This window comes from Arthrobacter sp. NPDC093139, assembly GCF_044754165.1.
Taxonomy (GTDB): domain Bacteria; phylum Actinomycetota; class Actinomycetes; order Actinomycetales; family Micrococcaceae; genus Arthrobacter.
On sequence record NZ_JBIVOO010000006.1, the window covers coordinates 104,250 to 115,951 of the forward strand.

8 protein-coding genes are annotated in these 11,702 nt (G+C 57.6%); 3 read left to right on the forward strand and 5 right to left on the reverse strand.

What is annotated here, in order from left to right:
• Nucleotides 1-4,214, reverse strand: a 4,214-nt coding sequence (locus ACIP90_RS11595) for a VWD domain-containing protein (RefSeq protein ID WP_400579468.1), incomplete at its 3' end; no start/stop codon positions are given.
• Nucleotides 4,215-4,982: 768 nt separating this feature from the next.
• Nucleotides 4,983-5,387 carry a VOC family protein gene (locus ACIP90_RS11600; RefSeq protein WP_400579469.1) on the reverse strand — a complete coding sequence of 135 codons (405 nt, stop codon included), beginning with the start codon at nt 5,385-5,387 and terminating at the stop codon, nt 4,983-4,985.
• A gap of 459 nt (nt 5,388-5,846) precedes the next feature.
• On the opposite strand from ACIP90_RS11600, the gene ACIP90_RS11605 reads away from it, so the two are divergent.
• Nucleotides 5,847-6,341 carry an FBP domain-containing protein gene (locus ACIP90_RS11605; RefSeq protein WP_400579470.1) on the forward strand — a complete coding sequence of 165 codons (495 nt, stop codon included), beginning with the start codon at nt 5,847-5,849 and terminating at the stop codon, nt 6,339-6,341.
• 278 nt (nt 6,342-6,619) lie between these two features.
• Here the strand turns inward: ACIP90_RS11605 and ACIP90_RS11610 are convergent, their stop codons facing one another.
• Nucleotides 6,620-7,234 (reverse strand): hypothetical protein, encoded by a 615-nt coding sequence (locus tag ACIP90_RS11610; RefSeq protein ID WP_400579471.1) that lies wholly within the window; start codon nt 7,232-7,234, stop codon nt 6,620-6,622.
• 508 nt (nt 7,235-7,742) lie between these two features.
• On the opposite strand from ACIP90_RS11610, the gene ACIP90_RS11615 reads away from it, so the two are divergent.
• Nucleotides 7,743-8,189 (forward strand): hypothetical protein, encoded by a 447-nt coding sequence (locus ACIP90_RS11615; protein WP_400579472.1) that lies wholly within the window; start codon nt 7,743-7,745, stop codon nt 8,187-8,189.
• A gap of 744 nt (nt 8,190-8,933) precedes the next feature.
• On the opposite strand, the gene ACIP90_RS11620 is transcribed toward ACIP90_RS11615, so the two are convergent.
• A complete protein-coding gene (locus tag ACIP90_RS11620; RefSeq protein ID WP_400579473.1) occupies nt 8,934-9,233 on the reverse strand; it encodes a hypothetical protein in 300 nt (99 codons plus the stop codon).
• A 139-nt stretch (nt 9,234-9,372) separates the two neighbouring features.
• Complete coding sequence (locus ACIP90_RS11625; RefSeq protein WP_400579474.1) at nt 9,373-9,651, reverse strand: hypothetical protein; 279 nt, start codon at nt 9,649-9,651, stop codon at nt 9,373-9,375.
• Nucleotides 9,652-11,410: 1,759 nt separating this feature from the next.
• On the opposite strand from ACIP90_RS11625, the gene ACIP90_RS11630 reads away from it, so the two are divergent.
• On the forward strand, nt 11,411-11,626 hold the full coding sequence (locus ACIP90_RS11630; RefSeq protein ID WP_400579475.1) for a hypothetical protein: 216 nt from the start codon (nt 11,411-11,413) through the stop codon (nt 11,624-11,626).
• Nucleotides 11,627-11,702 lie beyond the last annotated feature (76 nt).

Consider the following 11,702-nt stretch of genomic DNA (forward strand, 5'->3'; position numbering starts at 1 on the left):
TTGGTTTCGAGGTTCCCGGCACCGGCGGCGGGGGTCCCGTCGCTGATGGTGCTGCCGTCCACCGGGAGGGCGAACACCTGGGGGTCGGGAACGAAGAATGCCGCAAGACTATAAGTTCCCCAGGAATTGCGGGTGATGTCGGTAGTCAGCTCCAACCGGTAATCCCCGGCAGGCAGCGCCACCGTCTTATTCCCGCTTGAGCAGTAATCCCCCGCGATCTTGGCTCCGGTCGCGGCGGCGGTGACCTGCCACATGAGCCCGTTCAGATACTGATTGCCGTTATTGCTGACGCAGGTAATGAAGTCCACGAACAGCGACCTGCCGCCCTCGGGGACCGTGAAGGTGTAAGTGTCTTTGGAGCCCTTGGTTTCGAGGTTCCCGGCACCGGCGGCGGGGGTCCCGTCGCTGATGGTGCTGCCGTCCACCGGGAGGGCGAACACCTGGGGGTCGGGAACGAAGAATGCCGCAAGACTATAAGTTCCCCAGGAATTGCGGGTGATGTCGGTAGTCAGCTCCAACCGGTAATCCCCGGCAGGCAGCGCCACCGTCTTATTCCCGCTTGAGCAGTAATCCCCGGCCATCTTTTCGTCGGTGGGCACGAAGACAATCTTCCACATGAGCCCGTTCAGATACTGGTTGGCATTGTTGTTTGTGCAGGCCTTGAAATCAAGGAAGAGGTTCTTGCCTCCGTCTGGAACACTGAACGTGTACGAGTCGCTCGACGTTTTGGTTTCGAGGTTCCCCGCCCCGGCAGCCGGGACGCCATCAGTAACGACCTTGCCGTCCACTGGGAGGGCGAACGACTGTGGATCGGGAACGAAGAATGCCGCCAGGCTATAAGTTCCCCATGATTTGCGGGTGATGTCGGTGGTCATCTCCAGCCGGTAGTCCCCGGCGGGCAGCGTACCGGTTTTGTTCCCAGAGGCGCAGTAATCCCCGGCGATCTTGGCTCCGGTCGCGACGGCGGTGACCTGCCACATGAGCCCGTTCACATACTGGTTGGCGTTGTTGCTCGCGCACGTTCTGAAGTCGAAAAAGAGTGACTTTCCTCCCTCAGGAACCGTCAAGGCGTAGGCGTCTTTGGACCCCTTGGTTTCAAGGTTCCCCGCCCCGGCGGCGGGGACACCATCACTAACGACACTGCCGTCCAGGGGAAGGGCGAACACCTGCGGATCGGGAACGAAGAACGCGACCATGCTGTAGGCGCCCAGGGAATTTCGCGAGATGTCGCTTGTCATCTCCAGCCGGTAATCGCCGGCAGGCAGCGTAATTGTTTTATTCCCGGAGGCGCAGTAATCCCCGGCGATCTTGGTTCCTGTCGCAGTAGAGGTTAATTGCCACATGAGCCCGTTCAGGTACTGGTTGGCGGTGTTGCTCGCGCACGTTCTGAAGTCGATAAAGAGTGACTTTCCTCCTTCAGGAACAGTCAAGGCGTAGGCGTCTTTGGACCCCTTGGTTTCAAGGTTCCCCGCCCCGGCGGCGGGGACACCATCACTAACGACACTGCCGTCCAGGGGAAGGGCGAACACCTGCGGATCGGGGACAAAGAACGTCGTAAGGCTGTACGTGCCCCAGGAGTCGCGCGTAGGATCTCCCGTCATCTCCAGACGGTAATCCCCAGCGGTCAGAGCCACTGTCTTGTTCCCTGAGCCGCAGTAGTCCCCTTCAATTTTGGCTCCTGTTGATTCCTGCACAACTTTCCACAACAGCCCATTCAAGTACTGGTTGGCATTGTTGTTAGTGCAGGACTGGAAATCCAGGAACAGTGACTTGCCACCGTCCGGAACGTTGAATGAGTACGTGTCGTTCGACGACTTGTTTTCTAGGTTGCCGGCACCCGCCCCGGGAACACCGTCGCGCACCATGGATCCGTCCAGCGGAAGCACGAAGGTCTGAGGTGGAACCAATTGCTCAACGACCTCTATGTTGTCGATACCGATCGCCCGGCTTGCTGTTGAGGACAGGCCGCTTGTCGTTAGGGAGCCTTTGAGTGTTGATGCGGTGTGGGGGAGGTTGATGGTGACGCGGTATTTTGCGTACTGGCCGCCGGAGGCCAACGTCCCGGTGCCGGCTGGTGTTGCGTTCGATACGGTTGAAAGGCTGCTGGACCAAACGCTTCTTCCGTCAACATTGAAGGAAGCGGACGAACTTACACCGGTCCACGTCCCGAGGGTAAGAAGATCGAAGGAGATGTCGAGCGAGTTATGTGCAGGCATGTCTGCAACAGAGAACGCGTAGGGCCTGTCGCCGGACAGTGGTCCAGCTATGGTCGACGTTGCTGGGTCGGTTGAAAGCTTGTAAGGGTCGAAGTTCGGCGCAACAGGATTTTCGAAGTCCTCTGCTAGTCGCCCGTCAGCGTCAAAGACCTTCGAACCAACAAGCGAACTGCCGGGATTGTCTACTTTCGCCGCGATGGCCGTGAAAGTCGGCGCATCCCCGCTGAGAATAACGTCGCTGATGCAGCCGCTGAGTGCAGGGCCCTCCGGTACTGTCGCCTGAAGGCAGGAGTTCTGTGCGGCTGTGATCACGTCAGGGCTATAGTCGGAGATTTTGAAAAGGTTCGTTGGGTACGTTGAGTCGGTGAATGTGGCCGTCGATTCTCCCGGCTTGTAACTAAAGATCGAACTTGCATCTGTGATGCGCCACGATTCCGCGAAGGACCCGTGCAGGGCGGCGGCGCCTGGATTGCTTCCGAGGTCCCAGCCGCCTCGAGTTACAAAGTCGTCACCCTTGGTGCTGTTGTTGTTTCCCAAGAGGCCACGGGTAGCGATGAAGGACGGTACGTGAATGCGGACTGTCGAGGAGCCAAACGTCAGCATCGGCCGATCGGTCTGCCCAGGCCAAATGGCTGCGTAAGTGCTCCCGCTTCGGAACACTGCCGCCCCGGCGCCAAAATAGATGTACGACCCATCGCTGACATCCATGGCGGTGCCGTCCACGAGTACCCCCGAGCTGGACAGGACCACTTTCGTGCCGTTGAGCACGAAAGCAACTGCGTCGGTTGTGGATACACGGCCTCCGGGCAGTCCCTTGAACCTTGTCTGAACACGGAAGTCGTATGGGACGTCGTCCTGCGCGGACTGGACTAGGTCGAATTCGCCTACTGACTGTATATCGAAGGCTGTTCCATCGAGGCTAGTCAGGTGGGGATCTCCAGATGATGCGGCTATTGATTGAGACGTGATCCAATCAACTATGACGGACGAGGAAGCATCCAAACTTCCGTCTGGAGTTCGTACACCGTCCGATCCAACACAAAGCCATAAGCACGAGGCACCGGACAGCACGGACTGGACCAGATCGGAAAAGCGTCCGAGCGGTGACGTTCTCTGCCAGAGGGGCGTTGACGGAGCAGGACCGATAGTGCCAAGCAACGGTACGATAATCGGGAAGGCTCTCGGCCAATCATCAAAATCTTGTCCAAGCCACTGCGTGTCTACGTTTAGGTTCGCGTCCTCGTCGCAATCCTCGCGAGATTCGGTCGGGTTCACCATCAAAGCGCCGTCCGCCGGTCCATCAACTTCGTACCGTGTATAAAGCTCGGTTCCGTCTGGACAGTGGTCCAAGAGGATCTTAAAAGTGTCTCCGTATCCGAGGTGACTCTTTGAAGGTCGGGCCTGGTATCTTGGGTCCTTTTGCGAGTTCTGGAAGAGCGTCACGTAGCCTCTTGCTTGATTTTGAGCGTCCGCGATAGTACCCCGCCAAGTTCCTTTCGCTTCCAGAATGTCAATTGACCTGGGTTCGGGACCGGTGGCCCTGTAGTCGTATTCGACCACATCACCCCTGCGGGTTTTTCGGCCATCTGGAAGGCTCAGCTCCCAATGAATTCCTGGGCTGACGCCGAGGGTTATGTGTTTTTGCTGCTCTTGCCGATTGTGTTTGTAGATGTAACGAGCCTGTGCGATGGCTTCAGCACCTTTGCCGACGGACCCGCACCGGTGTGGAGGGTAGACCCCGGCCTGAAAAAGAGCGTCTGCCTTAGGCCCGGAAACACATTCGTGGTTCAGATTGAGGTTTCGGGTCTTTCTGGCGGTTCCTGCAATGCACTCAATACTGGCTACAGCGAGGCCGTTGGTGGAGTTCGGGCTACATGCTTCGCCACGGATTAGTTCTGTGCTCACGGGCCCGAGCGATGGGAAGACGACCGCCCTGGCTGGCACCACATCAGGACCAAGAAACCCAGCCAGGACTGCCGCTGTTGCCGCTGTTGCCATAAACCTTTTCGCAAAGGATAGGCGCCGTCCACTTTCAGAGTTAATCCTGGCGCGCACAAGCTCCCCCAATTACTTCTCGCGGATTAGAGGCGCTGGCCAAACGGAGATACACACCTCTGTGGTGGGCAAGATCATTACACTGCTGGATCAGTCTGACAATGAAAATGCAAAAAACTGCGCAAGAATAGAGCAAAGCTGACATGCTAGTCAATCCATGTGCGCTCTTCTGCGGCTTGCGCGACAGGCTTTGTAAGGAAAATGACCAATGCGCTTACTGGAACATTGACTTCATGCTCAACCTGCGCGGCACCTCCTCCTCCCGCTGGCACTCGCCGGCGCATTCCCCGGAATCTTGACGTTTGAAGCCAAGTGGGACGGGTACAGATGTATTTCCATCTGGCGACAACAGCGGGGCCAGTTTATTTTCTCGGCAGGGCAAGGATCTGACCCGGTATTCTGTTGCCGTGAAGCGGCCGCCATGCTGACGTTTGGGGCTAGTAAGAGGGCAGTTGTCGGTGCGCGACAGATGTCGCTCACTGGTCCGAGTGTGTGACTTCATGCAGGACCGCCAGGACGCCTTGACTCAGCACCACCGGCACGCTCGTCATGCGGCCAATTTCGCGCTTTCGCAAAAGTTCGTCCGCGGCTGCCATCCTCGTGGCCCGCGCTGAGGCAGGGAAAGGTCTGGACGGCAGACGCCCCGGAACCCTTAGCGTCCGCTGGGGAACGTTATGCGGGGCATCGCTGAAGGTTGGCAAGCGAGTGGTCCTATTGAGCGGCCACGAGTTCTATTTCGAAGCCATCTGAGTTCTCGAGGTAAGCGGCGTAATGCTCGCGTCCCCCTGCGTGTGGATACTTCTCAGGGAACAGCGGCGTCCAGCCGTACCCAGCACTGTCTCTAACCAGCGTGTCCACACGTAGCCGGCTGCCGGCTGTGAATGCCAGGTGATTCAAACCAGGCGCTGTTCGTTGATGATGCCGCCCACTCAAGTCCGGCGATTCTTCTAGAACTATGTACGTAGAGCCTTTCAGCCAGCTGATTCCCTGTGGCCAAGTCTGGTAGGTTGCGTACCCCAAGGCCGACAAGATCCAGCCCCATTCAGTCGTGGCTCTCTTAAGATCCGGTACCCACAGCTCGACATGGTGCAGGGCACCTTCTGACTCGTCATTCACTTTGTGAGTCTTTCACGCCGCCCATGCCCTGCTATTCAATGCCTCTTTCGCGCGTCTCCGTCCGGTTCTGGGAACCCTCGATAGGTTTATCTGGCTTTGCCACTGGGCCGCCGCATAGCTGAGAGACGGACCTTGTCGCGGTGGGAGAGCCGTCTTGGGGAAGGCGCAGCCGAAGTGCCAGTGTGACGGTGAGCTGGTTTGTCGGGTAGTTTAGGTTTCGATCGGCAGTCGATCGGGAATGCAAAGGAACGAGCATGCGCAAGGCATTTGATGGTCTTGCCGCGCCAGAATGCGGGGCGGCCATTTTGGCCTCCACTGTGGGTTGTTCGATGCCTGCTTCCCGAAACCGCACTCCATATCCTCGGCGGATGTACCTAGCGCAGTAATTTTGCGGTGCCCGGAAGTAGGCAGAGCCCTTGACCACGCTCTCCTTCTGGACAATTCCGAAAGATCTCCGCCATGCAAAAATTGACGTCCCAGGACATTCGATCATGCTTTATCAATGCCAGCCGATCCGAGGTAGCGAAGCTCTCCCTCCCCAAGAACTTTGAGTCCCTGCCCTGGGACGAGATGGACCTTCTGGGGTGGCGCGATGACAAGATGCCGCTCCGGGGCTACCTCATACTGCCGCGTCCCTCGGGCATGGCAGGGATCATCCTCCGCGCCCCTGACGGCGGACCTCGAAAAAACCGGTCAGTCCTGTGCGAGCTATGCCGGGCAGTCTTCTCCAAAGCGGACGTAATGCTGTGGGTCGCAAAGCGGGCTGGTAAATCCGGCCGCGACGGCAACACCGTAGGAACCCTGATCTGCGCCGACTTCGTCTGTTGCGCAAACGTTCGGGTCGAACCGCCAGCCAACGAGATCAACCCTGACCCGGCCGAAGTCGTCAAACGCCAAATCAAAGGAATGGTCTCGCGAGCTGAACAGTTCCTGGACCGCGTCAGCGGTCGGTAGCAGCAGATCCACGTCCTCGGCCCGCCCAAACTTACTTTTGGTGCGGGCTGAGGAAGCGGCCCCCAAAGGACCTGTTGTGGGTTGAAGTACGCGCTCTGGCCAGAGAGCGAGTCGATCAGTCTCAACCCGATCCAAGTGTCTTTTCCGCAAGCCACCTGCGAATGGAGGTACGCGCCGGGCCAAGCCGAGGAAACCTGACCGCCGGGCAACGTCTATTGGGACGCGTTTCAGGTCTAGGCAAGGATGAAGAGGCATGGCTGCGTGCGGCACCGCGCTGATTATGGGTTTGTCCTCCGCCGATTTCTGGCCCTGAGCATCATCCCCATCACGGCTGCGGTGATCAGGAGCACAACTGCAGGCCCCTCGAAAAATATCCGGACGATGGTGTTATCGGCCGCAGCAGCGATAACGGTAATGCACCCAAGACCGATTCCAGCAATCGCTAGGACAATGGCGTTTCTCTTCCAAACTCTGGCATCACGGTCCGTTGCTGGCCCCCTCATTAGAGGAGGGCTTTCCGGTTCGTACAGATAGGCAGCAGTCAAACCCAGGAGCATCGGGTACAACGGTGGCAGCAGCGGAGAGCGGCTCCCCGGCCGTGCCGCAAGGATGGAGATGATGACCCCGAGCGTGATGGCTGCAGCCACGACCACGCCGAGGACCGTGAATTGTTTCCAGCGCCGCCGCGATAGGAGCAGTCCGCCGGATTTGGTCTTGCCGATCAGAATAATGGTGGCCCAGAGAAGCAGGATGGCGCACATGAGGGTCCCGCTGATCCTGAACCACAGCTCGATCTCCCGGACCCAGGTCAAAAAGAGCCCGGCGGCGGCGAGGACGATGACTACCAGAGCGAGAGGGATCCGGAGCCTGGTGTCAGACTCTCTAGACGCCATGGGCTAAGTGCATCCGTTGATTGTTGTGCTTGTCAATGGGCGCACCGGTTGGCATGGCGCGGCGTTCCGAACAGCGGTTCTGCACGTGCCTTGCGGGACGTCCGCATCTAAATATGGCTGGATGGGACATCTCAAAGACCCGCGACCCTTGCAATGAGTCCGGCGACCAGGAAACCAGCACTGAGAAGGAGCCAGATCCACAGGGGCTTATGTTCCTTGAAGCCAAATGGTTCGCCTTTGCGGTCCGAGTGTTTAAACCCGTAAACAAAACAGGGCACGCTCACCAAAAGGGAAACCAACATCAGCAGGTTCGCCAACTGCTGCACGTCATACCCCCATCCTGCGGTGGATCTGCGCCTACCAGCCATCATGTCTCATTTCCGTGGGAAACGAGAGAGACTTCTGTCCTAGGTCGAGACCGCGGAAGCCGAGACGGGAGACAGCCACTTCAAGCCGGACCTCGCGCAACCGAGTGGCGTAGGGGCAGCCAATTTCCTTGGCCCTGGATATGACGCCTTCAATTACAACCGAAAGTACTGCTGATGGAACAAACCCTAATCATTTTTCGATCACTCTGGTGGCCGCCTCCGTCTGCATCGCTGGTCGCTATCGCTTACCCCTTAAAGAGGGATCAAGAGCGGACCTTTTTTACGAGCGCCTTCAGCTGTATGGGAACTTTGTCGCCATCGGGGTCGAGCTGGTCCTTCCCTTCGTTACGGGTTTCGTCGGCCTACCGGTGCTGGCGTTCACAGGCGCAATTCTTCAGACTGCAGCAGTAGCAATTTTTCAGGTGAAGTTGCCGGCGATCAGAATTGTTCGCCCACAAACATCCTCTTCGCATTCAGTCGCCGTCGACGAACTCCGCCGCACTCGGTGGCCCTACCAAACAACCTTTGCCCTAGGCTATGTCTCATTACTGGCGTATCTGGCAACAATCTTCGGATACTTCTTCTAATGCCAATTACATATGGTGGAGAAGCTCTTCGAAAACTACGACATAGCTTCAGTGGAAACTTCGGAAGGTGGGCGCCGTTCTGGTCCCCCATCAGGTGCCGACCGTCGCGACGCCGTCGGCTACGCAGCCTCCGCGCCGCTCGGTGCCCTGGTGCCACTGTCGATCATTTCGTCGACGGCGAGTACCCGGTCCCCGGAGCGGATGAGCCCTTCGGCAGTCCCAGCTCGAGGTGGCGGTCTTTGTAATCGGGCGGGCTAGTGACCGTGACCCAACCCTGTACGGGCGGCTTGATGCTGCTCACCGTTCAGGTGAATCCTTGTCCTCATCCTCCGGCTTCGGCAGGACCGTACTAAATTGGCTTCCTCCGGCTTTCTTATCGATCAGCTCCTGACGGTATCTTTCAACCTGGGTCGCGCGGTTGCCGCCCCATACCACCGAGGCCTATCGAGATCATCAATAAGGCAGTGCCTGCAGCTTCGGGTCCGGCTACCCATCCGACGATGGCAGAAATAGCCAAGACCGCAAGGATCAGGAGAAGAACCTTCACACCTTTTCTCATCTCACCCCGATCCAGAGTTCTAACGACGAGACAGAATGCAATGATGATACGTCCTGAATGGATTTCTGGGCCCAGTTAATGGCATGAAAACCTTTATTGCTTGATGCCCAAGGCCGGGCATGGGCATGTTGGTTGCGGCGGCCGGCATGGCCATTTTCGGGGAACACTCAGTGAACGAAACAGGTCTAGTTTGGCTGTTGGCCCTGAGATTCCGGCTTTGAACTAAGCAGAGCAAGAGCATGAGCAAGCTGCTCCACTTTGCCGTCGGGCACGGAAACGCCCCAGTCACGCTGAATGTAGCGCGCTGCCCGTGCTGCGACGTCAGTCGGAGACAGTCCATTAGCCAACCAAGACATGGCAAGGTCCGCCTCGGTGTCATATTCGTATTCAGGGAACGACTCGCCCCCGAACGCCAGGCCCGCCAGGTCCGTGTCGAAGAATATGCGCCGTACGGCCCGGCGCCGCTCCTTGTCCCGTTTATTCATCTCGAAAGTCTCCTTGGGCCCATTACCCAAGCCCACAATAAACACCGAACCTTCCATTTCTGAAAGGGGACCCTGAGCGGTCGCGTTGTGCACCGGTTCACATCGCGCCAGCCCTCTCCTCTTTTTTGTGAGCGGTAATCTACCTGACTACATCAACCCGGACGTCTGTCTGTCGGTCGACGCCGCCGAAGTTGAGATAGCCCCTAAGGTCGGGGCTATCGCCCAGCTCTGAGAAATGCACCGCCGGATACGGCGTCAAAATCTGGTGCTCGTCCTCGGTAGCTCGGATGTAGTCGAAGTTCTCCTGCTTCGCCGCGTTGTGGTCAAAGACGAAGTAAGCGGCCCGCTCGCCATCGAGAAACTTGATGCCAAACTGCCCCAAAATTTCCCCATCTTGGCTTTTACCGTGGATGCCCACGAGAAAAGTCTCCTCCTGCGGTACAGGTGCGCTCAGTTCATATTTTCACAAGCACGGATCCATTGCCCTCAAAAACTGTGACGGCGGTAAGCGTCGGTACTGGGGTTGTCATGTGAACAGCCTAACCTTGGAGGCGGACAGTACTAATCCAGCAATTCTCTGGACGTGATGGTTTCCACAAACCAGTAAAAGTCCTGCGCTCCAAGCGGTCCGGGTCCGCCGCCCATAATCTGTTGAGGCGCTTCTCCAGGGCGGGGTAACGGCAATCGGAGATTTGCGGGAGATGGGGCCAGGACTTGTGATCGATGATAGGAGGTTGCTGTTAGCCACATGCCGGCACCATTCCGGATCGGACCGATGCGGGAACTGTCCCGAACAGAGTCGTCGGGGGCGGGCCAGTGCGGCTCGCCGTAAGACACAACGACGTCTATGTCCCAAGCGCTGTTGGGCTTCAGGAGCGCCTGGAGCATCAAGCCATCTCGGTTTCCACCTAGCTGCGGAACAGGCACCCGGGATAGGGCGGCATGACGGAATCTGGGACGTTGGAGATCCCAAGTCCATCGCAAACGGGCGACTTGGTATGCCTGGTCGCTTAGCTGTACCCCATCAAATGCATATCCTCGACCGAGTTGATGTTGCACAAAATTGCCCAGAGCACGAGCCTCCCTGACCGCTCTCCTATCGCTTCTGATGTGAAAGCGGTGATCAGAGAAACCTTCGGTGGGACCATGCATCGAGAGGTGAAACCCTCCACCGTGCTTTCCTTCGAAGTCCAGATAGAAGTCCGTCTTTTTGGCCGTGATCCTCCAAACGTTGCCCCGTGGCTGGTTATCGTCGGCGCTCAAGACGATCAGGATCTCGCGTTTGCTCACGAGCTGATGTTAAGCGACTTACTTCATGCGGTCGGGGAGGACGAACCCTACGGGACCCTTTTTGTAATCCTGGCTCCGATCGGTTGCCTCTGCACATCAAGCTGGCTCCGACATGGTTTGCTAACCATGACAGGAACGGACGCAGTAGCAAGGATACGACATGGCAGGAAAACGTGAGCACCGATCCGTGCGGCGTTCGGCTCCACCTGAACTCCGCATCGGCCAGATACTGTTGGCATTCCTAGAAGCGGCATTCCGGCTGCTTTCAGGCGATTGGGACTCATCCTCATTCAGCCCTACGTACTCGCCCGAGCGACATTCGCCTTCGCGGAAGAAACTGCCGGTCAGCTGGCGAAAATCCATGAAACTCGCTGTCTCAGAACCACTGGCGTCGGAATCCAACGAGTGGTCTGAGCATCGCGTTGGCCTCATAATTAGCGGTCAAAAGGCTGGCCGCTATTTCGCTGTTCAACCCTCGGAACATGACGGATGGGATCTTCAGATCTCGCGGAGGCGCAGCAGTCGAGGTATCAGCGACGCCCATCAACGCATCGCTGAGTCACATCTGCAAACCTTACTTACGGAGTGGGATGCCCGTTGGCTGCCCGTGGGTATCTATTCAGATGCAGTCACTCAGCAGTTCTTCCGGAAGGCAATGAGGGGCGAGGACGACTTATAGCAAGTCGCTTGGTCGTTGAGGAAACCGGCGGCCGACTCCAAGGGGAACTCGTAACGGGATGAAAAGTGCCAAGAGACTGCAACCGCCTCGGCCCTCGAGATTCTGACAGCGCTCCCTCATAGAAAGCTTCAGTCAGGGCCTCTTGATGTAAGACGAAGGCAAGGCCTAGACTCGCGCTCCAAGGGCTATCTTGCTGGTGGGAGAGCCAATGTTCCCGAAAAAGGGCCGGATCTGGACCTACCGCGAAAGAGCCAGAACTCTTGCCCTCTTCTGGGGCTTGTCGTCCATCGGCATGTTAATTATTGGAATCTACTTCGTTTTTACTCAGTCCAACTGGATCGTGGTCATCCTGGCGCTGCTTAGCTTAGGATTCGTGGCCATGTACTTCTTCAGTAGTGAACGCGAGCACCGTGACGAACCCTAACCGACCTGAATACTTATCCCTTAAGCTCCCTTGCCGGTCGCTCACGCATTGATTTGGGCCGGGCTGCGGAACGTAT

Bases quoted from the DNA above. Each gene is read 5' to 3' on its own strand.
- ACIP90_RS11615 (WP_400579472.1), top strand. From the start codon at position 7,743: ATGACGCCTTCAATTACAACCGAAAGTACTGCTGATGGAACAAACCCT.
- ACIP90_RS11610 (WP_400579471.1), bottom strand. From the start codon at position 7,234: ATGGCGTCTAGAGAGTCTGACACCAGGCTCCGGATCCCTCTCGCTCTG.
- ACIP90_RS11620 (WP_400579473.1), bottom strand. From the start codon at position 9,233: ATGAATAAACGGGACAAGGAGCGGCGCCGGGCCGTACGGCGCATATTC.
- ACIP90_RS11630 (WP_400579475.1), top strand. From the start codon at position 11,411: ATGTTCCCGAAAAAGGGCCGGATCTGGACCTACCGCGAAAGAGCCAGA.
- ACIP90_RS11605 (WP_400579470.1), top strand. From the start codon at position 5,847: ATGCAAAAATTGACGTCCCAGGACATTCGATCATGCTTTATCAATGCC.